At 67.1% G+C, this 25,137-nt stretch carries 18 protein-coding genes; 3 read left to right on the top strand and 15 right to left on the bottom strand.

Annotation, left to right across the window (positions count from 1 at the left end; genetic code table 11):
• Window positions 1–202: 202 nt before the first annotated feature.
• The 7 genes from lysS to recJ all read right to left on the bottom strand — a co-directional run bounded on the left by lysS (window position 203) and on the right by recJ (window position 12,937).
• Window positions 203–1,714 (bottom strand): lysine--tRNA ligase, encoded by a 1,512-nt coding sequence (lysS, locus tag ACM0PK_RS16735; protein WP_053499438.1) that lies wholly within the window; start codon window positions 1,712–1,714, stop codon window positions 203–205.
• Between the two features lie 146 nt (window positions 1,715–1,860).
• A complete protein-coding gene (locus ACM0PK_RS16730; RefSeq protein ID WP_111200496.1) occupies window positions 1,861–3,501 on the bottom strand; it encodes an acetolactate synthase large subunit in 1,641 nt (546 codons plus the stop codon).
• 63 nt (window positions 3,502–3,564) lie between these two features.
• Window positions 3,565–4,950 carry an NAD-dependent succinate-semialdehyde dehydrogenase gene (locus tag ACM0PK_RS16725; protein ID WP_414607476.1) on the bottom strand — a complete coding sequence of 462 codons (1,386 nt, stop codon included), beginning with the start codon at window positions 4,948–4,950 and terminating at the stop codon, window positions 3,565–3,567.
• 859 nt (window positions 4,951–5,809) lie between these two features.
• Window positions 5,810–6,592 (bottom strand): helix-turn-helix transcriptional regulator, encoded by a 783-nt coding sequence (locus tag ACM0PK_RS16720; protein ID WP_414607477.1) that lies wholly within the window; start codon window positions 6,590–6,592, stop codon window positions 5,810–5,812.
• A 153-nt stretch (window positions 6,593–6,745) separates the two neighbouring features.
• Window positions 6,746–7,871 (bottom strand): peptide chain release factor 2 gene (prfB, locus tag ACM0PK_RS16715; RefSeq protein WP_111008336.1). Its coding sequence is split into 2 segments (ribosomal slippage): window positions 6,746–7,795 and window positions 7,797–7,871, totalling 1,125 coding nucleotides; the frame shifts between segments, so codons are not numbered across the junction.
• A gap of 252 nt (window positions 7,872–8,123) precedes the next feature.
• Window positions 8,124–11,036 carry a DUF2135 domain-containing protein gene (locus tag ACM0PK_RS16710; protein WP_414607478.1) on the bottom strand — a complete coding sequence of 971 codons (2,913 nt, stop codon included), beginning with the start codon at window positions 11,034–11,036 and terminating at the stop codon, window positions 8,124–8,126.
• A 143-nt stretch (window positions 11,037–11,179) separates the two neighbouring features.
• Complete coding sequence (recJ, locus tag ACM0PK_RS16705) at window positions 11,180–12,937, bottom strand: single-stranded-DNA-specific exonuclease RecJ (protein WP_065185237.1); 1,758 nt, start codon at window positions 12,935–12,937, stop codon at window positions 11,180–11,182.
• Between the two features lie 158 nt (window positions 12,938–13,095).
• On the opposite strand from recJ, the gene ACM0PK_RS16700 reads away from it, so the two are divergent.
• Window positions 13,096–14,136 (top strand): DUF1176 domain-containing protein, encoded by a 1,041-nt coding sequence (locus tag ACM0PK_RS16700; RefSeq protein WP_065196760.1) that lies wholly within the window; start codon window positions 13,096–13,098, stop codon window positions 14,134–14,136.
• Between the two features lie 95 nt (window positions 14,137–14,231).
• On the opposite strand, the gene ACM0PK_RS16695 is transcribed toward ACM0PK_RS16700, so the two are convergent.
• The 5 genes from ACM0PK_RS16695 to dapB form a co-directional block, all read right to left on the bottom strand.
• A complete protein-coding gene (locus tag ACM0PK_RS16695) occupies window positions 14,232–15,149 on the bottom strand; it encodes a phosphoglycerate mutase (protein WP_065184938.1) in 918 nt (305 codons plus the stop codon).
• Between the two features lie 4 nt (window positions 15,150–15,153).
• The gene (greA, locus tag ACM0PK_RS16690) at window positions 15,154–15,618 is read right to left on the bottom strand and encodes a transcription elongation factor GreA (RefSeq protein ID WP_026347191.1); all 465 of its coding nucleotides are present in this window, start codon (window positions 15,616–15,618) and stop codon (window positions 15,154–15,156) included.
• An 8-nt stretch (window positions 15,619–15,626) separates the two neighbouring features.
• Complete coding sequence (carB, locus tag ACM0PK_RS16685; RefSeq protein ID WP_414607479.1) at window positions 15,627–18,869, bottom strand: carbamoyl-phosphate synthase large subunit; 3,243 nt, start codon at window positions 18,867–18,869, stop codon at window positions 15,627–15,629.
• A 149-nt stretch (window positions 18,870–19,018) separates the two neighbouring features.
• Window positions 19,019–20,146 (bottom strand): glutamine-hydrolyzing carbamoyl-phosphate synthase small subunit, encoded by a 1,128-nt coding sequence (gene carA, locus ACM0PK_RS16680; protein WP_111176715.1) that lies wholly within the window; start codon window positions 20,144–20,146, stop codon window positions 19,019–19,021.
• 308 nt (window positions 20,147–20,454) lie between these two features.
• Window positions 20,455–21,174, bottom strand: a complete 720-nt coding sequence (dapB, locus tag ACM0PK_RS16675) for a 4-hydroxy-tetrahydrodipicolinate reductase (protein WP_414607480.1) — start codon at window positions 21,172–21,174, stop codon at window positions 20,455–20,457.
• 143 nt (window positions 21,175–21,317) lie between these two features.
• Between dapB and ACM0PK_RS16670 the strand changes: the two genes are divergently transcribed.
• Window positions 21,318–21,779 (top strand): DUF4304 domain-containing protein, encoded by a 462-nt coding sequence (locus ACM0PK_RS16670; protein WP_072168998.1) that lies wholly within the window; start codon window positions 21,318–21,320, stop codon window positions 21,777–21,779.
• An 87-nt stretch (window positions 21,780–21,866) separates the two neighbouring features.
• On the opposite strand, the gene ACM0PK_RS16665 is transcribed toward ACM0PK_RS16670, so the two are convergent.
• The 3 genes from ACM0PK_RS16665 to ACM0PK_RS16655 are packed head-to-tail and all read right to left on the bottom strand — an operon-like array spanning window position 21,867 to window position 24,228.
• Window positions 21,867–22,112, bottom strand: coding sequence for a DUF6587 family protein (locus ACM0PK_RS16665; protein WP_065177612.1), 246 nt, complete (start codon window positions 22,110–22,112; stop codon window positions 21,867–21,869).
• On the bottom strand, window positions 22,112–23,977 hold the full coding sequence (gene feoB / locus ACM0PK_RS16660) for a ferrous iron transporter B (protein ID WP_414607481.1): 1,866 nt from the start codon (window positions 23,975–23,977) through the stop codon (window positions 22,112–22,114). Before feoB ends, ACM0PK_RS16665 begins: the two co-directional genes overlap by 1 nt.
• Window positions 23,974–24,228, bottom strand: coding sequence for a FeoA family protein (locus ACM0PK_RS16655; RefSeq protein WP_049464336.1), 255 nt, complete (start codon window positions 24,226–24,228; stop codon window positions 23,974–23,976). Before ACM0PK_RS16655 ends, feoB begins: the two co-directional genes overlap by 4 nt.
• A gap of 119 nt (window positions 24,229–24,347) precedes the next feature.
• On the opposite strand from ACM0PK_RS16655, the gene ACM0PK_RS16650 reads away from it, so the two are divergent.
• The gene (locus tag ACM0PK_RS16650) at window positions 24,348–25,136 is read left to right on the top strand and encodes an enoyl-CoA hydratase/isomerase family protein (protein ID WP_414607482.1); all 789 of its coding nucleotides are present in this window, start codon (window positions 24,348–24,350) and stop codon (window positions 25,134–25,136) included.
• Window position 25,137: the final 1 nt, after the last annotated feature.

Genomic DNA, 25,137 nt, shown 5'->3' with positions numbered 1-25,137 from the left:
GCCTGACTCCCGTGTCGTGCATCCCGATTCATGATCGTCATCACAATGTGAAGCGGACTCCCCACACCGTGCCCTCCCCTAACGCCGATCAAGCCATAGCAGGCGTCAAGGTAGTGCAATTACGATACGCCGAGTGCGGGACGCGTCAATCGCGCCGTCTCGTTTCGGGACGGCGCGCACAATCGGGAGTCAAAAAGGTGACTTACTGCTCCGGACGCATGTACGGGAACAGCAGCACATCGCGGATCGAGCTGCTGCCGGTCAGCAGCATCACCAGACGATCGACGCCGATACCCAGGCCGCCGGTCGGGGCCATGCCGTACTCCAGCGCACGGATGTAGTCGGCGTCGTAGTGCATGGCCTCGTCGTCGCCACCTTCCTTCGCGGCCACCTGGGCCTGGAAGCGCTGGGCCTGGTCTTCCGGGTCGTTCAACTCGGAGAAGCCATTGGCCAGCTCCTTGCCGTTGACGAACAGCTCGAAGCGGTCGGTGTAGCCCGGATCATTGTCGTTGGCACGGGCCAGCGGCGAGACTTCCACCGGATGGTCGGTGATGAAGGTCGGCTGGATCAGGGTGTGCTCGACGGTGGCCTCGAAGATCTCAAGCAGCAGCTTGCCCCAGCCGTAGGACGGCTTGACGCGGATGTTCAAGCGCTCGCAATGGCGCAGTAGCGCGTCACGGTCGGTGCAGTCGGCAACCGAGATTTCCGGGTTGTGGTGGCGCACGGCTTCGTCCATGCGCCAGCGGCGGAACGCCGGGCCCAGGTCGATCTTCGCCCCGTCCCACTCGACCTCGGTGCTGCCGTTGACTGTCCTGGCCACGTCACGGATCACGCCTTCGGTCAGGTCCATGATCTCGTTGTACGTGGCATAGGCCTCGTACAGCTCCATCATGGTGAATTCTGGATTGTGGCGGGTGCTGACGCCTTCGTTGCGGAAGTTGCGGTTGATCTCGTACACGCGCTCCAGGCCGCCCACCGTCAGGCGCTTGAGGTACAGCTCCGGCGCCACGCGCAGGTACAGGTCCAGGTCCAGCGCGTTGTGGTGGGTGGTGAACGGCTTGGCCGCCGCGCCGCCGGGGATGTAATGCATCATCGGCGTCTCGACTTCCAGGAAGTCGCGGTTGTCCAGCCACGCACGCATGGCGCGGATGATCTTCGAGCGCTTGATGAAGACCGCGCGCGACTCCGGGGTGACGATCAGGTCGACGTAACGCTGGCGGTAACGCTGCTCGACGTCGGCCAGGCCATGCCACTTGTCCGGCAACGGACGCAGCGACTTGGTCAGCAGGCGGATCGACTCGGCCTTGACCGACAGCTCGCCGGTCTTGGTGCGGGTCAGGCCACCTTCTACGGCGATGATGTCGCCCACGTCCCAGCCCTTGAACGCGGTGTAGGCATCGCCCAGCACGGCCCCCTGCAGGAACAGCTGGATGCGGCCGGACTCGTCCTGGATCTGCGCGAAGCTCGCCTTGCCCATGATGCGCTTGGCCATCAGGCGGCCGGCCATCTTCACCTGGCGGCCGTTGCCTTCCAGCGCCTCGGCGGTCCACTGTTCGGCATCGGCGAATTCGTCCTGCAGGCGGCCGGCGAAGTCCTCACGACGGAAATCGTTCGGGTACGCGATGCCCTGCCCACGCAGCGCTTTGAGTTTCTCACGGCGCTCGGCGATCAACTTGTTCTCGTCGACGGGGGGGGTATCGGTAGCTTCGCTCATGGATCTGCGGGAATCGTGTAGTGAGGGGGATCTTGCGCCCGGCGCGGCCGGCTCCACAGCATACCAAAACCGCCCTGCCCAGGCCTGGAGAGGGGTCAGATCCCTTTGCGCAGCAAACGGATCTGACCCCATCAGCGGATCGGCGCCTACGCGTTCCCGGGGAACGCCTGCCGCAGCTCGTCCACCAGCACCCGCTGGTTCTCCGAGTAATCGATCGGTACCGACACCAGGTGCACCCCGCCCTCGTTGAAGGCCGCCTGCAGGGTCGGGATGAACTGCTCGATGGCGGTCACCTCATGCCCCTTGCAGCCATAGGCCTCGGCGTACTTCACGAAGTCGGGGTTGCTGAAGGTCATGCCGTAGTCGGTGAAGCCATCCACCGCCTGCTTCCAGCGGATCATGCCGTAGGCGCCGTCATTGAGGATCAGCACCACCAGGTTGAGCCCCAGCCGGCGCGCTGTCTCCAGCTCCTGGCTGTTCATCATGAAACCACCATCACCACACACCGCCAGCACCCGCCGCTGTGGATACAGGATCGAGGCCATGATCGCCGATGGCAGGCCCGCGCCCATGGTCGCCAGCGCGTTGTCCAGCAGCAATGTGTTGGCGACCTGGGTACGGTAGTTGCGGGCGAACCAGATCTTGTACATGCCGTTGTCCAGCGCCACGATGCCGTCCGGCGGCATCACCTGGCGCACGTCGTGCACCAGCCGCTGCGGTGTGAACCCGGCCTCTTCGGCGCGGTCGGCCAGATGCTCGAGGATGGTCGCGCGCAGCGGCAGCAAAGCATCGGCGTTCGGCACCGCGCCTTCGATGCGGTCGGCCAGTTGGGTGAGCGAACGGCCGATGTCGCCGATCACCTCCACCTGCGGGAAGTACACCTGTTCCACCGCCGCCTGCGAGTAGCCGATATGGATCACGGTCGGGCCACCCGGGCGCATCACGAACGGCGGCTTTTCGGTCACCTCGTGGCCGATGGTCACGATCACGTCAGCCTGGTCGATCGCCATGTGCACGTAGTCACGCTCGGTCAGCGCGGCGGTGCCCATGTACAGGCCCGAACCTCCGGCCACCGCGCCCTTGCCCATCTGCGTGGTGAAGAACGGGATGCCGGCGCGCAACACAAAGGCCGACAGCGCTTCACTGGACTGCGGTCGCGACGCCGCCGATGCGATCATCAACAACGGCCGCTTGGCATTGCGGATGATCTCAGCCGCCCGATCCAGCGCCTCCGGGCTGGCAATGGGACGGTCCACCGCATGCGGCGGAATCAGCGCCACGCCCTCGACCTCATCGGCCGCGATGTCTTCGGGCAGCTCCAGCAGCACCGGGCCCGGGCGCTCCTCCTGAGCGACACGGAACGCCTCGCGGACGATGGTCGGGATCGTGCGCGCCGAGACGATCTGCCGTGCCTGCTTGGTCAGCGGCTTCATCGTGCCGACGATGTCGACGATCTGGAAGCGCGCCTGCTTGCTGGCGACGATGCCCTTCTGGCCAGTGATCATGATCACCGGCCACGCACCGAGCAGCGCATAGGCGGCGCCGGTGGTGAAGTTGAGCGCGCCCGGACCGAGCGTGGCCAGGCACACGCCGGGCTTGCCGGTCAGGCGGCCATAGGTGGCGGCCATGAACACCGCTGCCTGCTCGTGACGGGTGATGACCAGCTCGATGCTGGAATGACGAAGCGACTCGACCACGTCGAGGTTTTCCTCGCCGGGAATACCGAAAATGCGCTCGACGCCTTCGTTCTCAAGTGCGGCGACAAGCAGATCTGAACCCTTGGACATTGGAATGCCGTCCTTTTCGCTGGACTGATGGTGGATCGTTGCAGGAAGGAGGGAAGCTGCGCGTCAACGCTTGTCGAACCACACCGTCTGCGCGTTGACGAATTCGCGGATGCCGAAGTGCGAGAGCTCACGACCGAAGCCACTCTTTTTCACGCCGCCGATCGGCACGCGCGGGTCTGAAGCGGAGAAGCCGTTGACGAACACGCCGCCGGTCTGCAGCCGGCGCGCCAGCTGCATGGCCCGCGCGCGGTCGCCGGTCCACAGGTTGCCGCTCAGGCCGAACTCGCTCTGGTTGGCCAGTTCCACTGCATGGTCGGCATCGCGGGCGCGGCTGATCGAGGCCACCGGCCCGAAGGTCTCGGTATCAAAGGCCTGCATGCCCGGTTCCACGTCCGCCAACACGGTGGGCGCATAGAACGCGCCCGGGCGATCGAGCTGATGGCCACCGACGAGCAGCTCCGCGCCTGCGTCCACCGAGGCGCGCACCTGCACGTCCAACTGTTCCAGCAGGTCCTGGCGTGCCATCGGCCCGATGCGGTTGGCCGGGTCGCGGCCATCGCCGATGGTCAGTGCCTGCACCTTCTGGCAGAACTGCGCCACGAAACGATCGTAGACCGCGTCTTCGACGATGATGCGCTTTCCGGCGATGCAGACCTGCCCGGTGTTCTGGAAGCGCGAGGCTACCGCCGCATCAACGGCGGCGTCCAGATCGGCGTCGGCCAGCACGATGAACGGATCCGAGCCCCCCAGCTCCAGCACCACCTTCTTCAGCGCCTGCCCGGCCTGGGCGGCGATGCTGCGGCCTGCGGCCACGCTGCCGGTCAGGGTCACTGCGGCGATGCGATCATCGGCGATCGCGCGGCTGGTGCCCTCGCGGCTGATGTTGGCGGCGATGAAGGTGCCTTCCGGCAGCCCGGCATCGCGCCAGGCCGCGTCGAGCAGCTGCGCGGTACCGACGATGTTCTCGGCCGGCTTCAGCAGGAAGCCGTTGCCGCCCATCAGGATCGGCACCGCCGCACGCATCACCTGCCAGTACGGGAAGTTCCACGGCATGATGCCCAGCACCACGCCCAGCGGCAGGTAGGACACGTAGGCCTTGTCGTCGGGCACCTGGGTCGGTTCGTCGCGCAGGAACTGCGCGCCGTGGTCGGCATACCAGTCGCACAGCACGGCACACTTCTCGATCTCGGCCAGCGATTCGGCCTGTACCTTGCCCATCTCGGCAGTGGCCAGTGCGGCCAGCTTCTCACGGTCACGCCGCAGTACGGCGGCCATCGCACGCAGTACGTCTGCGCGCTGTTCGAGGCTCTTGACGCTCCAGGCCGCAAAGCCGACCTGGCCGCGATCGAGGATTGTTTCCAGCTCGGCATCGGTGGCGAAGGGATGGCTGGCGATCTGCTGGCCGGTGGCCGGATCGCGGGAAATGGCGGTGGTGGGGGCAGCGGACATGCAGGGCTCCTGTTGTCTCGGCAACGGGCAGCGGCCCGTCTTCTGCACAGGAATGTGGACCCGATTGGCGGAGGCAACAAGGCGTCTGCTTATCCTGTGACCTGCACTTACCTGTGTGAATGGGGTTATCGGCAGGGCTGCGCCCTGCACCCGCAGAGGCTTCAAGCCAAGCCGAGGCAACGGCAACGGCAACGGCAGAAGCTGGCATTCCGTGGGTTGGCGGGGTGGGTCCGGTTGAGGGGGACGCTGCAAGTACCCCTCCGGGGCCCGGCCCAGCCGCTGGCGGCTGTGCGTTCGGGCGCTTGCGAAGCAGTGCTTCGCAAGCAAAGCGCCCTTACCCATGTAAGCTCGGTCGCCGCTTGCTCGTGTGCGCTGTCCTGCGCACACGGCAAGACCGGGGTTGGGCATCCTGCCCAACCCGCCCGAGGCATGCCTCGGGCCCATGCGGCTCACGCCCCCGCAACCGGACCCACCCCACCTTCGACAGAGTTCTGCGATCTGTCGGGACGGCGCTCTGCGTTGCTGTTGGTGGGTGTCGACCTTGGTCGACACAGTAGATCCACGCCATGCGTGGATGACTCATTCGATATCTGAGAGAAAAATCGTGTCGACCAAGGTCGACACCTACCAACAGCCGCGCGGAACAAAGCCGCAGTTGCCAACAGCCGCGTGAACCTGTCGAAGGCGGGGCGGTGTCGGAGTGCGGGGTGTCAGCCGCATGGATGCGGCTGCCAAGCCTACACGGACGTACTTGTGGCGTCCCCGCACCCCGACACCGCCCCGCCAAACCACGGAATCCAGCTCTGGCTCTGGCCGTTGCGTTGAGCAGGTGCAGGGCTGCAAGCCCTGCCGTAAACCCCTACCCTCGCGGCAGGTAGGTCACCAGGGAAAGGTCGTGCCGGCTCTCCGGCACCAGCGCCACGTACTGCAGGTCCAGCAACCCCCGCGTGGGATGGTTGAGCTTCTTCGCACCTTCATCGAACCGACGCACGTCGTGCTCCGGCCACCATTGGCGAAACTCTTCGCTGTGCGCGGCGATGTCTTCCACCAGCGCCAGGAACGGGGCCTTGTCCGGGGCCTGCGCCATCGCCGCGCGGAAGCCCGCCAGCAGCCCGCGGGTCATTTCTTCCCAGTTGAGGATCAGCGTGCGATACGGCGGGTACAGGAACATCAGCCGCAGCGTGTTGCGCTCATACGGCGCCAGCTGGCTGTAGTCCACGAAAAGATCGGCGATGGCCGGGTTCCAGGCCAGGATGTCGAAGCGGGTATTGCGTACGTAGGCCGGGATCGGCTGCATCGCCTCCACCAGCTGGCGCAGGCCATCGGTCACGCTCTCGTCCGGTGATTCCAGCGGCACGCCGTAGCCGGACAGCGCGAACGCGTAGGCGCGCTCGTCGTCGCTCATGCGCAGCACCTGCGCCAGGCGCTCAAGCACTTCGGGCGAGGCGCGCACTTCACGGCCCTGCTCGATCCAGGTGTACCAGCTGACGCTGACCCCGATCGCCAGCGCCACTTCCTCGCGCTTCAGGCCCGGGGTGCGACGGCGCCCGGCCGGGAGGCCGAGCGTGGCGGGGTCGACACGGGCGCGGCAGGCCTTGAGGAAGCCGCCGAGTTCCTTGCGTTCACTTTCGCTGCGCATCATCGGCCCGTCCTACCCTTTGTAGCGTTGAGCCATGCTCGACGCGTCTGCTACTGCGCCAACAGCAGCCGAGCATGGGCTCGGCTCTACCGGAAGCGTGATCAGCCACCCTCGGCGTTGCGCACGAGGGTGAGGAAATCCGCGCAGGCGCGTCGATCAGGCATCGGCGCGCTTGGAGCCCACGGCCAAACCGGCCTTCAGGCTGGCCTCGACGAACTCGTCCAGGTCGCCGTCCAGCACCTTCTGCGTATCCGAACGCTCGATGCCGGTACGCAGGTCCTTGATACGGCTCTGGTCCAGCACGTAGTTGCGGATCTGGCTGCCCCAGCCGATGTCGGACTTGGTGGCTTCCACCGCGTCCTTCTCGGCGTTGCGCTTCTGGATCTCCAGTTCATACAGCTTGGCGGCCAGCATCTTCATCGCGTTGTCGCGGTTCTGGTGCTGGCTGCGGCCGGTCTGGCAGGCCACAACGATGTTGGTCGGGATGTGGGTGATACGCACCGCCGACTCGGTCTTGTTGACGTGCTGACCACCGGCACCGGACGAACGGTACACGTCGGTACGCAGGTCGGCCGGGTTGATGGTGATGTCGATGTTGTCATCGATTTCCGGCGACACGAACACCGAGGTGAAGCTGGTGTGGCGGCGGTTGTCCGAGTCGAACGGCGACTTGCGCACCAGGCGGTGGACGCCGGTCTCGGTCTTCAGCCAGCCGTAGGCATAGTCGCCTTCCACGCGCAGCGTGGCCGACTTGATGCCGGCGACGTCGCCACCGGAGACTTCCATCAGCTCGGTCTTCCAGCCGCGCGACTCGCACCAGCGCAGGTACATGCGCAGCAGGATCTCGGCCCAGTCCTGGGCTTCGGTGCCACCGGCACCGGCCTGGATGTCGACGAACGCGGCCGCATTGTCCATCTCGCCGGAGAACATGCGCTGGAACTCCAGCTTCTCCACGTGCGCCTGGTGCTTGTCGAGGTCGGCGACCACCGCCAGTGCGGTCTCCTCGTCCTGCTCAGACTCGGCCAGCTCCAGCAGTTCAGTGGCGTCGTTCAGGCCATCGAGCACCGAGGCGATGCCGCCCACGGTCTTTTCCAGGCTGGAACGCTCGCGGCCCAGGTTCTGGGCGTACTCGGCGTTGTTCCAAACATCGGGGCTTTCCAGCTCCCGCGTTACTTCTTCAAGACGCTCTTTCTTGGCGTCGTAGTCAAAGATACCCCCGAAGCGACAGCACGCGATCGGTCAGATCGGTGATGCGCTGGCGGACAGGATTCAGTTCGATCATGTCGGCGATTATGCATTCAAAAGATGACTGGTAATGATACCGCAGGCCGTGGGCGCCCGGAATGAGGGCCTGGGCCTGCGCTGGGGAGGCTCGAGCGTGATACGTCGGCGCTGCATTCAGGCAGGCGATGCCCGCCTTGGCGCGGGGAGCCGGCCGGGCCGCGGCCGACCCCACACAGGACCTCCTTGCCCAGAGCGGCGTCGACGAGGGTCTTCCTTGGCCCACCCTCGGACGGCCACTTGGGGCAGTTGACTACTTCACCTCGAACTCACCCACCAGCACGGTCTCAGCACGGTCCTTCAGCCGCATCGTCACCATCTGATCCTTCTGCTTCGGCGTGCCCCAGTGGGTGGTCAGCCGCAGCATCAGGGTTGTCGCACCGGTCACCAGCTGTTGGCGGCTGCCAAAGTAGTTCGCCTCCACCTTGTACTTGCCCGGCTTGGCGTTGCGCAGCGAGAACTGCTCGGGGCCATAGCCGCCGGTGAAGTCCTGCGACATCTGCCCGCCCTGGTAGGTCATCCGGTTGCCGTAGTAGGCGCGCTCGCCGTTCGGGTCGGTCACCCACAGGTCCATGTCGCTGTTGTCGGCGTCCCACGACAGCACCACGCGCAGGTCCAGCGGCATCGCCTGCAACAGGCGCGGGTCGATGCCGGTGGTATCCAGCCGGGGCGTGCTGCCGGCCACCAGGTTGGCCAGCTCATCCAGCGCGATCAGGGCGATGCCATCGAAGCGGCTGTCCCACGGCCGCACCACCACCTGGTACAGCGGCGCCAGTGCCTGCTGTGGCTTGCCGGCCGCTGCCAGCGCCAGGCCCAGGTCGCGGAAGCTCTGCGGTTCTTCCTGACCCATCGCCAGCACCTGCTCGAACACCGGCACCGCCAGTGCGGGAGCATCGGCCTGCATCAGTCGGTAACCGAGCACGCGCAGCAGGTGGCGGTTGTCCAGATCCATTTCGGCCAGGTACGACAGCACCCGCAGTGCCAGCTCACGCTGGCCCTGCTCCAGCAGCAGGTCGGCCACATCGAGGAAGAACGCGCTGCTGTCGGCGTGGGCATCGCGCTCGGCCAGATAGCGGTCATAGAGCTGCGACGGCGGGCCCTGGCGCAGGCGCCGGGCGATGGCCGAGTCCGGCTGCCAGGCCGCCAGCTGGATGCCGAGCTGGCCATCGTTGGCGGCCGCAGCGGCATCGACCGTGCCGCCGGTGACCACAATCGCATCCAGTGCATTCTCCGACGCGGGCGCCGGACGACGCGCGCGTGCGCTGCTGGCCTGCATGCGCTGTTCTGCCGCCGCGGCCATCGGTGCAGGGGCGGGCGGTGCCGCGGGCGCCGGTGCGACGAGCATCGCCATCGGCGCTGACTCGGCAGGATAGTCGGCCGAAGCAACGTCCAGCGCTGCTTCCTTGGCCCGCGGCGGCGCACCCTTCGGCCAGCTGCGGCTCCACCACTGCTGGCGCTCCTTCCAGCGCGCAGCCACCTGGTCCAGACGCTCGCGATCAGCAGCGGCGCGGTCTGTCACCTGCCGTGCGAACCGCGCATCGTAGTCCGCGCGCAGCGTGCCCGAAGGGCGGATCGCATAGCGCAGGTAGTCCTCCAGCGTCTCCAGCACGATCAGCGAGGTGTCCGGGCCGATTAGGCCAAACTGCTGCGACAGCCGCTGCATCGCCTCGCGGTTGCCACGGCGGTCGACGGCCAGTTGCTGCATGCGCGCCTGCGCCCACAAACCGGCCAGCAGTTCACCGTCCTTGCTCTTCTGCGTCGCTGGCAGCGCTTCCCACTCGCCGTCGCCCACGCGCACCCGCATCGGCACACCGTCGGCTGCCAGTCGTGCGTGCAGCCACAGCCAGCCGTCGGTTTCACTGCGGCGATCGATCACTACATCCTGCACGCCGCGTCCCGCATCGACCTGCACATCCAGCGGCGATGCCAGCAACGCGTGCGCCGCCGCATCGACATCCTTGCCCAGCGCGATGAAGCGACCACCATGCGCCTCACTCCAACCACGCAGTCGCACGGCATCGGTGCGCGCACCGGCACTGCTGACCGCAAACAGGCGCTGATCGGGTGCCATCGCCGGTAGCTGTTCCGGGCCATAGGTCAGCAGGCCATCGCTGACCAGCAGGTATTCCTTCACGCCCGGCTGCGGCTGCCACTGTGCCAGCGCGCTGGCACCGTCCGGGCGCACGGCCTGCAGGGCTGCGCGCAGTTCACTCCAGTTGCCGGCGCGGATGCGGAAGCGACGCACCGGCTCGGCGCGATCGCGCAGCACGGTCAAGGCCACGGTGCCGTCGCGCAGCGCAGCGAAATAGCGATCCAGCAGGGCGAACTCACGTATGTGATCGCGCTGGCCCGCCGAACCGGAGCCATCCCACAGCAGGCCGATTTCGCTCGGCAGTTTGCGCGGCGTGCTGCTGGCCGCCACCGGCAGCTGCGCCAGCAGATAGTGGCCATCCTGCCAGGGCGCCACCTGCACCTGTGCCTGGCGGGTCGCCGGCAGATCCCACTGCAGCTGCTTCGGCAGCTGCGCCCCCTTGCCCTGCCACTGCAGCTGGCCCGCGCTGATGCGGAATGGCGCCGTACCTGCGGTGGTCGTGCCAGGTGCCTGCAGTTTCAGTTCAACCGAGGCTGCACCGGCGGCAAACTGCAGCGGCAGCGTCCACTGCCAGCCTTGGCCGGCGAAGGCCAATGGCTCGCGGATCACCAGCTGCACGCGCCGGCTACCACCGGCCGGCAGCGGGTAGATGCGCAGCCGGAACTGATTGCCGGCGGTCTGTTCCAGCAGGCCCGGGTCAACGCCGCGGCGGGCAATCTCCTCGAACACCTGGCGGCCGCGGTCCTTCGGCACCGGCACCGCGTCACGCATCTCGCCGTTGATATCCAGCGCGAAGCCGCTGATCTGCTGGCCATCGGCCAGGGGGAACTGCAGCTCACCCTCCAGCACGCGCCGGTTCGGGTTGTGGAATTCCAGGATGATCCGGGTCTGGGCGATGCCCGCCTGGACCCCGCCCTCGATGCGGGCGTGTCGCAGTTGGACCGCCTGCTCAGCCGCCGGTGCGATCAGCAGCGGCGTGGCGGCCTGCGGCCGGGAGATCGGCGGCGACTGCGCGCCAGCGGGCCAGGCCGCAAGGGCCAGCAACAACACAATGCAGCAACGGGCGAAGACCATGACCGGACTCCAGTGGGATCGTGGACCCTTGAACGCACCAGCAGCCGTAACGGGGTTGGGAGACCCAAAAAGGGGACGGAGGGAATTAAGTCGCTTATGCCCTGTTTGCCAGTTGCGACTTAATCCCCTCCGTCCCCTTTTTCTCAGGCGGGCAGGCAGTGCTCCACGATCAGCTGGATGGCGCTGCCGCCGCGATAGTCGTCGCAGGCCAGCCGGTAGGCGAGGTGCACGTGTCGGCCGGGCGCATTGCCGTGCCAGCCGCCGAAGTGGATCGCGTTGATCGTGCCAGGCACGCCCGGCAGGCGCAGTTCCAGCTTCAGGTGGCGCTCCTTCAGCACGCGCCAGTTGGCCACTTCGAAGTGGCCGTCGAACAGGGGTTCGGGGAAGCCCTGGCCCCATGGGCCGGCCAACCGCAGCGCATCGGCGTGGCGATGATCGAGCTCGTCCGCGGCCAGTTCGCCGTCGCTGAGCACCTGCTGCTGCAGTGCCGCCGGGTCGAGCATTTCCAGCACCACGGCGACGAAGGCGGCCTTGAAGTCATCAACGTGGTCAAGCCGCAGGCTGAGGCCGGCCGCCATGGCGTGACCGCCGAAGCGGTCGATCAGGCCCGGATGGCGCGCATCGACCAGCGCCAGCGCGTCACGGATGTGCAGCCCGGGAATCGAGCGCGCAGAGCCACGCAGCGTGTCGGCGCCCGGTTCGGCCGGAGCGAAGGCGATCACCGGACGATGCAGGCGATCCTTCATCTTCGAAGCGACCAGGCCGACCACTCCGGGATGCCAGTCGGCATCAAACAGGCAGGCGGCCACCGGCCGTTGCCCAGCCATGTCCAGCACCACGCGGGTCAGGGCCTGCTCGGCATCGTCGGTCATCGACTGCTGCACCGCGCGGCGTTCCGCGTTGATCTGCTCCAGCGTCTGCGCGATCTCGCGCGCCTGGCGCGGATCTTCGGTGAGCAGCAGCGCGATGCCCAGCGCCATGTCTTCCAGCCGGCCCGCCGCGTTCAGGCGCGGGCCGAGGGCGAAGCCGATGTCGGTGGCGGTCAGTCGCGCGGCATCCCGGCCACTGGCTTCGATCAGTGCACGCAGGCCCACACAGCCCTGCCCTGCGCGCAGACGGCGCAGGCCTGCGCTGACCAGCGCACGGTTGTTCGGGTCCAGCGCTACCAGGTCCGCAACGGTGCCCACCGCCACCAGATCCAGCAGCGTGGTCAGGTCCGGCCCCTTGCCATCTGCGAAGACGCCGGCCTCGCGCATATGCCGGCGCAGCGCCATCAGCACATAGAAGATCACACCAACACCGGCCAGCGATTTGCTGGGGAAGGCATCGCCATCCAGGTTGGGATCGACGATCACGTCGGCCGGCGGCAGCTGCGGCCCCGGCAGATGGTGGTCGGTGACCAGCACCTGCCAGCCGCGCGCCTTGGCCGCGGTGACACCGGCATGGCAGGCAATACCGTGGTCGACCGTGACCAGCAGGTCCGGCTGCAGCGCGGCCAACTCTTCCACCAGCGACGGTGACAGGCCATAGCCATGCACCATGCGGTTCGGCACCGCGTGGAAGACGTGTTGCGCGCCGAGCATGCGCAGGCCACGCACGCCGACCGCACAGGCGGTGGCGCCATCGCAATCGAAATCGCCGACCACCAGGATGCGCTTGTCGTTGGCGATGGCTTCGATCAGCAGGCCCACTGCATCATCGATACCGGTCAGCAGCTCGGGCGCGTGTAGGCTGCCCAGTTTCGGCAGCGCCAGCTCTGGCGTTCCCGCACCACGGCTGGCATAGAGTCGGGCCAGCAATGGCAGCGTGCCCTCTGGCCAGCTGCCGGGCACGACCGCATCGCGGCGGCGGATCAGCGGTGTATCAGAGGGCGGCTGCGCAGCATCGGCGGCAAGGGACATCGGCATCGCCGGTTACGAAAGACCCGCACATCATAACGTGCACCGCTCCCCCGGTCGGCTGCCGCTGCTGACGAGGCAACCTGGCTCTTCGGCCAGCAGCATTTGGATTTCACGACCGCATCTTCCATGCTTGCCTGCCCTGGAACGGACTTCCATCCATGACCCGCACCCTGCTGACCGCGCTGATGGCACTCACCGTGGCCCCGGCCGCCCACTCCGCGACGCCTGAGCCCAGGCCCGGGGTCGAATTCGAACACAACGACTGGTCGCTGGCCTGTGACAACACCCGCACCTGCCGCGCCGCCGGCTACAGTCCGGAAGAACCCGGCAACCTGCTCAGCCTGATGCTTGAGCGCGCCGGCGGCCCGGGTGCGAAGGTGATCGCGCGGCTGCGCAATGGCGAGGATGGCGAAAGCCCGACGCCGACCGGGGCACTGCGCCTGCGCCTGAACGGCAAGGACCTGGGCCCGGTGCGCGACACCGGCGACGGGGACAAAGTCTTGTTGCAGCAGGCACAGACCGATGCACTGGTCGCCGCACTGCCGCGCCAGGCACGCATCGAGATCATCGACGGCAAGGGCAAGGCCTGGCCGATCTCCGACCGCGGTGCAGCGGCCGTACTGCTGAAGATGGACGAGGCACAGGGCCGGCTGGGCACCCCCGGTGCGCTGGTGCGGCGTGGCGACAAGCCCGAAGCAAGCGTGCCTGCGGCGTTGCCGGTGCCAGTGATCGTGCGCGGCACGCTGGTGGCACCGCGCGCCTCGGACGCGGCACTGGCGAAAGCACCGGGCCTGCGCAAGGCACTGATCGCCAGCCTGCCCAAGCCGGATGAGTGCGGCCGCCTGAGCGAGGGCGGGACAGATGAAATCGAGATCCAGCGACTGGACACCCAACATGTGCTGGCAAGCACCAGCTGCTTCGTGGGTGCCTACAACTTCAGCAGCGGCTACTGGGTAGTGCAGGACAAAGCGCCGTACCAGGCGAAGTTCGTGACCTCCAGCGCGGAGGACTTTGATCGCGATGACGCGACGCTGCGCGGGCGCTTCCGTGGGCGCGGCATCGGTGACTGCTTCTCCGGCCACGACTGGGCTTGGGATGGCGCGCGATTCGTGAAGAGCAGCGAGTTCACTACCGGGCAGTGCCGGGGCGTCGCGGGCGGGCACTGGACGCTGCCCACGGTGGTCAGCGAGGTCCGTTGAGGCGCCGCTACCTGCGGTAGTGCCGGCAGCTGGCCGGCAAGCCCGACAAACCCTGGGGGGTCAGAGCCGTTTTCCGAAAACGGATCCGACCCCGGTCAGTCGTGCAGCTGGCGCGGCTTCTTCCAGAACTGCCAGCGCTGGCCACGGTCCAGCTGGAACTGCAGGCCGTCCTCGAAGTCCAGTACCAGCCGCTGCAGTTCGCCACGCTTGAGCGCGGCCAGCAGCGGCCGGATCGCATCATTGCCGAGCTGCTGCAAAGAGCGCAGCTGGCGCAGGTCGACCAGCGCATCCACCGCCTGCTCGCCATCCACGGCCACACCAGCCGCCAGGGCCAGGCCCTGCAGCAGCGCGTCCCGGCTGCGCACCTGCGCGTGCGGCGTGCTGACCGACACCGGCATCACGCCACCGCCCCAGAACCACAGCGAATTGATCGGCTGTTGTCCCTGTGCGGCACGCTGCTGGTTCCAGGAATGGTTGTGCAGCAGCACCTGCGCCTCGGTCATCAGCGCCCGCCAGCGACGACCGCCCTCGCCTTCGGGCAGATGCGAGAACAGGTCATCGCCGAGGACCTCGTCGGGGCTGTCGAAGTCCGGCAGCTCGCTGTCGATCGGCAGCCGCAGGTACCAGCGCGAGGGATCGGGTGCGTCGAGCACGAAGCCGGCATCGGCGAACAATGGCTGCAGCACCGGCAGCAACGCGAGGCTGTCGGCCAGCGTCGGCCGCAGTGTTTCGCCGTAGGCCATCATCCGCGCGCCGTGCATGTCCGGCACCATGCAGGCCGGATCGGCACGCAGCCAGCTGGCGCCGGCGGCATCGCCGACGTCGCGCTGGCGGGTCAACGCGGCCACCGGCCAGTGCGGCGCGGCAACCGAGAAATGGCGTGTCAGCTGCGCGCGCTCGCCCGGCACGACCTGCACCGTCGTGGCACGGCCGAGCGCGCGTGCCACATCGTCCGGCAGCGCAGCCGCGGCAAAGCGGCTGCGTGCAGGCAACAGCAGGGTCGCCGTCGCCACGCGGTCAGTCCACGTAGCTGACGCTGACGATCTCGTACTCGCGCTGGCCGGCCGGGGCGTCGATCACGATCGAATCGCCTTCCAGCTTGCCGATCATCGCCCGCGCCACCGGCGAGGAAATCGCGATCAGGCCCAGCTTGATGTCCGCTTCCAGGTCACCGACGATCTGGTACTTCTTCTCTTCGTCGGTTTCCACGTCGGCCAGCGTCACGCTGGCGCCGAACACCACCTTGGAGCCGGCATTGAGCTTGCTCACGTCGATGATCTCGGCGTGCGACAGCTCGCCCTCCAGCTGCTTGATGCGGCCTTCGATGAAGCCCTGTTCCTCGCGCGCGGCGTGGTACTCGGCATTCTCCTTCAGGTCACCGTGCTCACGCGCTTCGGCAATGGCGGCGATGACCTTCGGGCGCTTGACCGACTTCAGGTGATCCAGTTCGTCGCGCAGCTTCTGCGCGCCCTTCATGGTGATGGGGGCTCTCATGCATTCAACTCCTTGTGCAGCTCCTGCAGCGACCAGACGGGGCCGGTGCCGCGGAATTCCAGTGAATCCACCAGCGCCTTGGCGCCGGCAATGGTGGTTGAGTAGGTGACGCGATGCTGCAGCGCCTCGCGGCGGATCGAGAACGAGTCGTTGATCGCCGAACGACCTTCGGTCGTGTTGACAATGTAGACGATCTCGCCGTTCTTGATCGAGTCGACGATGTGCGGACGGCCTTCGACCACCTTGTTGATGATCTCGCAGTCCATGCCGTGCTGCTGCAGCCACGCGGCGGTGCCACGGGTGGCGACCAGGCTGTAGCCACGCGCCAGCAGCGCCTTGGCCACCGGCAGCACGCGCTTCTTGTCCGGGTCGCGGACCGAGACGAAGGCCTTGCCGACCGGCGGTGCCTTGATGCCACCGGCTTCCTGCGCACGCGCAAAGGCGGCGTTGAAGGTGCGGCCGACGCCCATCACCTCGCCGGTGGAGCGCATCTCCGGCCCGAGGATCGGATCGACGCCCTGGAACTTGGCGAACGGGAAGATCGCTTCCTTCACCGAGTAGTAGTCCGGCACGATTTCCTTGGTCGCGCCCTGCTCGGCCAGGCTCTTGCCAGCCATGCAACGGGCGGCGATCTTCGCCAGCGCCATGCCGGTGGCCTTGGACACGAACGGCACGGTGCGCGAGGCACGCGGGTTCACTTCCAGCAGGTAGACGGTGTCGGCACCCTCGTCGCTGGTCTGGATCGCGAACTGGGTGTTCATCAGGCCGACCACGTTCAGGGCCTTGGCCAGCTCCACCACCTGGCGGCGCAGTTCGGCCTGGGTTTCAGCCGACAGCGAATACGGCGGCAGCGAGCACGAGGAATCGCCCGAGTGCACGCCAGCTTCTTCGATGTGCTCCATCACGCCACCGATCAGGACGTTGCCATCCTTGTCGGCAATGATGTCGACGTCGCACTCGACAGCATTGTCGAGGAAGCGGTCCAGCAGCACCGGCGAATCGTTGGACACCTTCACAGCGTCGCGCACGTAACGGGCCAGGTCGGCTTCGCCGTAGACGATTTCCATGGCACGGCCGCCCAGCACGTAGCTCGGGCGCACCACCAGCGGGTAGCCGATCTCGCGGGCCAGCAGCAGGGCTTCCTGATCATTGCGGGCGATGCGGTTCGGCGGCTGCTTCAGGCCCAGCTTGTCCACCAGCTGCTGGAAGCGCTCGCGGTCTTCGGCCAGGTCGATCGAGTCCGGGCTGGTGCCAATCACCGGCACGCCGTTGGCTTCCAGCGCGCGCGCCAGCTTCAGCGGGGTCTGGCCGCCGTACTGCACGATCACGCCCTTCGGCTGTTCCAGTTCGACGATTTCCAGCACGTCTTCCAGGGTCAGCGGCTCGAAGTACAGGCGGTCGGAGGTGTCGTAGTCGGTCGACACGGTTTCCGGGTTGCAGTTGACCATGATGGTTTCATAGCCATCCTCGCGCAGCGCCAGTGCCGCGTGCACGCAGCAGTAGTCGAACTCGATGCCCTGGCCGATGCGGTTCGGGCCACCGCCCAGGATCATGATCTTGTCGCGGTTGCTCGGCGCGGCCTCGCACTCGTCCTCGTAGGTCGAGTACAGGTAGGCGGTACCGGTGGAGAATTCACCGGCACAGGAGTCCACGCGCTTGTAGACCGGGCGCACCTTGTGCGCACGACGCAGCGCGCGGATGGCGGCCTCGTTGGTGCCGGTCAGCTGCGCCAGGCGCGCGTCGGAGAAGCCAGCGCGCTTCAGCTTGCGCAGGCGCGCAGCGTCCAGTGCGTCGATGCCACCGGCGGCGACTTCGCCTTCCGCCGCGATGATTTCCTCGATCTGGTCCAGGAACCAGTGATCGATGAATGACAGTGCGTAGATCTCTTCCACGCTCATGCCGGCGCGGAACGCATCGGCCACATAGAACAGGCGCTCCGGGCCCGGGGCCTTCAGCTCGCGACGCAGGGTCTGCAGGTCGTCTTCGTTGGCCAGGTCCAGACCGGTCGGGTCGAAGCCGACCTTGCCGGTTTCCAGGCCACGCAGGGCCTTCTGCACCGACTCCTGGAAGGTGCGGCCCATCGCCATCACCTCGCCCACCGACTTCATCTGGGTGGTCAGGCGGGCATCGGCGGCCGGGAACTTCTCGAAGGCGAAGCGCGGGATCTTGGTGACGACGTAGTCGATGGACGGCTCGAACGAGGCCGGGGTCAGGCCGCCGGTGATCTCGTTCTTCAGTTCGTCCAGGGTGTAGCCCACGGCCAGCTTGGCGGCGACCTTGGCGATCGGGAAGCCGGTGGCCTTGGAAGCCAGCGCCGAGGAACGCGACACGCGCGGGTTCATCTCGATGACGACCACGCGGCCGGTCTTCGGGTTGATGCCGAACTGCACGTTCGAGCCACCGGTATCGACGCCGATCTTGCGCAGCACGGCGATGGAGGCATCGCGCAGGCGCTGGTACTCCTTGTCGGTCAGGGTCTGCGCCGGCGCCACGGTGATCGAGTCACCAGTATGCACGCCCATCGGGTCCAGGTTTTCGATCGAGCAGACGATGATGCAGTTATCCGCGGTATCGCGGACCACTTCCATCTCGAATTCCTTCCAGCCCAGCACCGACTCTTCCACCAGCACTTCGGTGGTCGGCGACAGCTCCAGGCCGCGGCTGACGATCTCGACCAGCTCTTCGCGGTTGTAGGCGATGCCGCCACCGCTGCCGCCCAGGGTGAAGCTGGGGCGGATGATGGTCGGATAGCCGACGCGGGTCTGGATTTCCAGCGCTTCGTCCAGGGTGTGGGCGACGGCGGCGGTCGGGCACTCCAGGCCGATCTCACCCATGGCCACGCGGAACAGCTCGCGGTCTTCGGCCATGCGGATCGCTTCGCGCTTGGCGCCGATCAGCTCGACGTTGTACTTCTCCAGCACGCCGTTGTCGGCCAGGTCCAGCGCGCAGTTCAGCGCGGTCTGGCCACCCATGGTCGGCAGCAGCGCATCGGGCTTTTCCTTGGCGATGATCTTCTCGACCGTCTGCCAGTTGATCGGCTCGATGTAGACGGCGTCGGCCATCTCCGGGTCGGTCATGATCGTGGCCGGGTTGCTGTTGACCAGCACCACGCGGTAACCCTCGTCACGCAGGGCCTTGCAGGCCTGGGCACCGGAGTAGTCGAACTCGCAGGCCTGGCCGATGACGATCGGGCCAGCACCGATGATGAGGATGGTCTTGAGGTCAGTGCGCTTGGGCATTTTCTTCTCTAAGTCAGTACAGCGTGACAAGGGGGAGTGATCGCACGCTGTCGATCAGGAATCTTGATCCGCAGCGCCGCGCCAGTGGCAGCAGCGATACGGGGTTTACGGTCCATCGCGACGCCACCGGGGGGCCGGCGGCGTACTGATCACGCCTTGGCCTGCTCCATCAGCGCCACGAAACGGTCGAACAGCGGACCGACGTCGTGCGGGCCCGGCGATGCTTCCGGGTGGCCCTGGAACGAGAACGCCGGCACGTCGGTGCGGGCGACGCCCTGGTTGGTGCCGTCGAACAGCGAACGGTGGGTCACGCGCAGGGTCGGCGGCAGGGTTGCTTCATCGATCGCGAAACCGTGGTTCTGCGAGGTGATCATCACCCGGCCGCTGTCCAGGTCCTGCACCGGGTGGTTGGCACCGTGGTGGCCGTGGCCCATCTTCATGGTCTGCGCGCCCGAGGCCAGGCCCAGCAGCTGGTGGCCCAGGCAGATGCCGAAGGTCGGGATCTTCACGTCGATGAAGGTCTTGATCGCTTCGATGGCGTAGTCGCACGGCTCCGGGTCACCCGGGCCGTTGGACAGGAACACGCCGTCCGGCTTCAGTGCCAGCACCTCGGCGGCCGGGGTCTGCGCCGGCACCACGGTCACTTCGCAGCCGCGCTCGGCCAGCATGCGCAGGATGTTGGTCTTCACGCCGAAGTCGTAGGCCACGACCTTGTACTTGGCCGGCACGCTGACGAAGGCGTTGGCATCCAGGTCCAGCTGGCCCTCGGTCCAGGTGTAGGTCTTCTCGGTAGTGACGACCTTGGCCAGATCCATGCCCTTCAGCCCCGGGAACTTGCGGGCGGCTTCCAGTGCCTTTTCCACGTCGATGTCGCCGGCCATCAGCGCACCGTTCTGCGCGCCCTTCTCGCGCAGGATGCGGGTCAGCTTGCGGGTGTCGATGCCGGCGATGGCGACCACGCCACGCTGGATGAGCCAGTCCTGCAGCGACACCTGGCTGCGCCAGTTGCTGGGACGGCGCGGAACGTCTCGCACGATCAGGCCGGCCGACCACACCTTGGACGCTTCATCGTCCTGGTCGGTCATGCCGGTGTTGCCGATATGCGGATAGGTCAGCGTGACCATCTGCCGGGCGTAGGACGGGTCGGTCAACACTTCCTGATAGCCGGTCATGGCGGTGTTGAACACCACTTCACCGACGGACAGGCCGGGCGCGCCTACGGATTCGCCCTCGAATACGGTGCCGTCTTCGAGGACGAGGATTGCGGCTTGGGTCACGGGAATCTCACTTTGGCTACCGAGGGGGCTGCCGAAGTCACGCCTGCGCTTCACGGAAATCCGGTTGCAAAAAAGCGCGGACGTACGGTCTGGGACCGGTCCGGCTTTCGTGATTCGGCGAGTGCGAATTGTAGCGCTGCCGGGGCGCTCACGCCAGCGGTTATCGCGCTTCATGAACAGGCGATTGCGCATTCATTTCAATCCGGCCGGGTATGCGGCACCCGCTACCCGGTAGTGCCGGCCGCTGGCCGGCAATCCAATGGCGTCCCGTCACCCAAGGTTGCCGGCCAGCGGCCGGCACTACCGCCTTACGTCAGCAGGTCCCGCACCCGGTAGCTACCCGGGGCCCGGCCCCGCAGCTGGCGGGCGGCAAACAGGGCGCCGCGGGCGAAGATGTCGCGGTTGGTGGCCCGGTGTACCAGCTCGATGCGCTCGCCCAGCCCGGTGAACTGCACCAGGTGCTCGCCGACGATGTCGCCGGCGCGCAAGCTGGCGTAATGCGGCTCCGCCCCGCCCCGCTGCGCGGCCGCGCCCAGGGTCAGTGCAGTGCCCGATGGCGCGTCCTTCTTCTGGGTGTGGTGCGATTCGACGATGTCGCAGTCCCAGCCGGCCAGCGCCTGCGCCGCGCGCTCCACCAGTTCGTCCAGTACCGCCACGCCCAGGCTGAAGTTCGAGGCCCATACCAGCGGGATCTTCGCCGCTGCCGCATCCAACGCCTGGCGCTGCGTGCTGGAAATGCCGGTGGTACCCGACACCAGCCCTGCCCCGCGATCCACGCACAGCGCCAGCAGCGGGTCGAAGCCCTCCGGCAGGCTGAAGTCAATGGCCGCGTCGAACACCGGCGCACCGGGCAGTTCGCTGGCCGCGAAGAACGGCACACCGTCGACTACGCGCTGGGCCGGCGCGCGACCGGTCACGGCGGCCACGATCTGCAGGGTTTCGGAATGTTCGGCGGCCAGCCGCAGCAGGGCTTGGCCCATGCGCCCGGAGGCACCGTGAATGAGCAATCGCAGGGGAGTCAGGTTCATGCCTGCAGGCTAGCGGCAGCACGCCCGCTCCGGCAAGCGCCATCGCTGCGATACTGCATGCCCCTGCGGTGACGGGTTTGCCACTGGACGCGGCAACGCTCCCCTTCAAGTCTGTGGCCCTTCCCTCAGCCCGGGCAAAACCCATGAAATCCTCGACCGTCTTCAGCAAATGCGCCAGGAAGACCGGTTATGCCGGGACGTCGACCACGCGCTACCGCTTGCTGGATGCCGCCCTGCTTGTCGTGAATCACCAGCGCGCCAGCGAAAGCCGGGGCTTCTATGTGAATGCTGGACTCTACTTTCCAGAGCTGCTCGCGTATCCCCTCGCGCCTGACGATCTTGAAACGGCTTTCCGGTACCGCTCCAGCATTCCCACGCCCCATGTCGACTGGCGGATCGAAGAAACGCCAGGCCTGCGCCGGACCTTCATCCAGCAGGACCTTGAAGATCTGCTGGAGGCCGGCAACCGCGACGCATTGAAGGCCCTGCTGCTCGATGCCCTGGCCGACGTGGCGGGTTTCGCAGCAGCCCATGGAAACCGCGAATCGGTGCGGCGATTGAATCAGGACGGGAACTTCCGCGCGATCATCCGCAGAGAGGTCTGAACCCCGGAAAGCGTGCGAACCAGGGTTCGCACCCACAGGTCGAACGTTCGCACCCTCCGGACAGCCGCCGTCGAGCATGGCTCGACGCTACTTCTTGGTCGGCCCGCAGCTGTCGCACCCCCCACAGGCACCGCCACCACCGCTGGCCGGAGGCGCGATCTTCCGCCCCAGCGCCTGCAGCCAGGCCGCGCGACCCGGCTTCAGCAGGGCCAGCGCCAAGGCCCCGCGCAGCGTGCGCACGGTGCCCGGGAACTGCTTCTTCAGCACCACCCAGGCACTGACCAGCACGGCCACCGCGATGATCAGGTACTGGATCAGCAGGCCGGTATCCATCAGCCGCCTCCCAGCGCCTTGGTCACCTGGTAGGTGATCAGCGCGGCCACGTAAGCCGCGGCAAACAGGTAGAACGCGGCAAAGCCCATCTGCTTCCACGAGTTGGTCTCGCGCTTGATGGTGGCCAGCGTCGAGATGCACATCGGGGCGTAGATGTACCAGACCAGCAGCGACAGGGCCGTGGCCAGCGACCAGCCATCGCTGATCAACGGGGTCAGCGCCTGGCTGGCGGCATCATCATCGGCGGCCGACAGCGCATACACGGTGGCCAGCGACGACACCGCCACCTCACGCGCGGCCAGGCCCGGAATCAGCGCGATGCAGATCTGCCAGTTGAAGCCCAGCGGTGCGAAGAACACCGCCATCGCATGGCCGATCCGGCCGGCGTAGCTGTAGTCGATGGCCGGCATCGTGGCATCGGCCGGGGCCGCCGGGAACGACAGCAACACCCACAGCAGGATGGTCAGCGCCAGGATGATGCCGCCGACACGCTTGAGGAAGATCATGCCGCGCTCATACAGGCCCACCGCCAGGTCACGCACATGTGGCAGGCGGTACGACGGCAGCTCCAGCATCAGCGGATGCTCGCTCTTGTCGCGGCGCCACTTCTTCATGATCCAGGACATAGCCAGCGCACTGAGGATGCCGGCGGTGTACAGGCCGAACAGGACCAGGCCCTGCTGGTTGAATACCCCCCACACCGTCTTCTGCGGAATGAATGCACCGATCAGCAGGGCGTACACCGGCAGGCGCGCCGAGCAGGTCATCAGCGGTGCGACCAGGATGGTGGCCAGGCGGTCACGCGGGTCCTGGATGCTGCGCGTGGACATGATGCCCGGCACCGCGCAGGCGAAGCTGGACAGCAGCGGGATGAACGAGCGGCCGGACAGGCCGGCGGCGGCCATCATGCGGTCGAGCAGGAACGCCGCGCGTGGCAGGTAGCCGGATTCCTCCAGCACCAGGATGAAGAAGAACAGGATCAGGATCTGCGGCAGGAACACCACCACGCCACCGACGCCGGCGATGATGCCGTCGGTCAGCAGGCTGGCCAGCGGACCCTCCGGCAACACGCTGCCAACGAGAGCACCGAGCCAGGCGAAGCCAGCCTCGATGCCATCCATCAACGGCGTCGCCCACGCGTACACCGCCTGGAAGATCAGGAACATCACCACTGCAAGGCTGATCAGCCCGAACACCGGGTGCAGCAGCCAGCGGTCCAGCGCGTCGTCGATCTTCGCGGTTCGTGCCGGCATCCGCACGGCGACCGACAGGATCTCGCGCACCTTGGCGTGGTAGTCGATGCCACCTTCCGGGCCCGGCACCGGCGCATCCAGGTGCGGCACCATCGCATCGAGACGCTCGACCAGGGCCTTGGCACCCTGCTTGCGCACCGCCACGGTCTCCACCACCGGTACGCCCAGCTCGCGCTCCAGCGCGGCCACGTCCACCTGGATGCCACGGCGCTGGGCCGCGTCGACCATGTTCAGCGCCACCACCATCGGCTTGCCCAGCTCCCGCAGCTCCAGCGCGAAGCGCAGGTGCAGGCGCAGGTTGGTGGCGTCGATCACGCACAACAGCACGTCCGGCGCAGCTTCGCCCGGGTAGAAGCCCCGGCACAGGTCACGGGTAATCGCCTCGTCCAGGCTGGCCGGATGCAGGCTGTAGGCGCCCGGCAGGTCGAGCACGGCGAATTCGCGGCCGGACGGCGCACGCAGGCGGCCTTCCTTGCGCTCGACGGTGACGCCGGTGTAGTTGGCGACCTTCTGCCGGCTGCCGGTCAGCTGGTTGAACAGCGCGGTCTTGCCGCTGTTGGGGTTGCCGACCAGCGCGATGCGCAGCGGTGAGGCGGAGACAATGGCGGTCATGCGCGTCGTTCCTGACTGACGGCGTCGACCACGACGCGCTTGGCTTCACTGATCCGCAGCGCGAACCGGGTGAACCCGACCTGCACCAGCAGCGGCTCGCCCCCCACCGGGCCCTTGGCCACCAGGCGTACTTCCTCGCCATTCACGAAACCCAGCTCGCGCAGGCGGCGGGCAATGGCATCGTTGGCATGCAGGTCCTGCACGGACTCGACCACGGCCGAGGTGTGCAGCGGCAGTTCGGACAGCGTCATCTAGCGTGTTCTCTGCTGGATGTAAATGGTTCTCGATTCTAACATTCCCGCGTCGCGTCATGGCCCATGACCAATGGCCCGCTATGATCCATACAGGTATGGAGTGACCCTGGAATCCCATGAACGATGCTTTGCAGATCGAGCGCCGTGGCGCTGTCCTCACCCTCTGGCTGAACCGGCCGGAGCTGCACAACGCCTTTGACGCCAGCCTGATCGCCCGGCTGACTGCCGCACTGGAAGCCGCCGGCGGCGATGATTCGGTCCGGACCGTGGTGGTCGCCGGTCACGGCGCTTCCTTCTCGGCCGGTGCCGACATGCAGTGGATGCGCGGCATGGCCGCCGCCAGCGAGGCCGACAACCGCGAGGACTCGCTTGCCCTGGCGCGGCTGATGCGCACCCTGGACGAGCTGCCCAAGCCGACCCTGGCCCGGGTCCACGGCGCGGCCTTCGGTGGCGGCGTCGGCCTGGTTGCCTGCTGCGACATTGCCATCGCCAGCACCGCGGCCCGCTTCGGCCTGACCGAAAGCCGCCTGGGCCTGCTGCCCGCCGTCATCTCGCCCTACGTGATCGAGGCCATCGGCCCGCGCCAGGCCCGTCGCTGGTTCGCCACCGGCGAGCACTTCGATGCCGACACCGCGCTGCGCATCGGCCTGGTCCACCAGCTGGTCGAACCCGAGCGCCTGGACGAGGCGCTGGAACGCCAGCTGGCCCTGCTCGACAAGGCCGGCCCGATCGCCTCGTCCACCGCCAAGCAGCTGGTGCGGCAGGTCCGCGACAGCCATGACCGCGACGCCCTGGATCGCGACAATGCCGCCCTGATCGCGCGCCTGCGGGTCTCCGCCGAGGGCCAGGAAGGCCTGGGCGCCTTCCTCGACAAGCGCGCCCCCCACTGGGTCACGGAAGCCTGAA

The sequence above is a fragment of the Stenotrophomonas sp. FR010 genome (genome assembly GCF_047520755.2).
GTDB classification, from domain to species: domain Bacteria; phylum Pseudomonadota; class Gammaproteobacteria; order Xanthomonadales; family Xanthomonadaceae; genus Stenotrophomonas; species Stenotrophomonas sepilia.
Note: the sequence above shows the minus strand (reverse complement) of the source record. Positions and strands in the feature narration are given on the sequence as shown.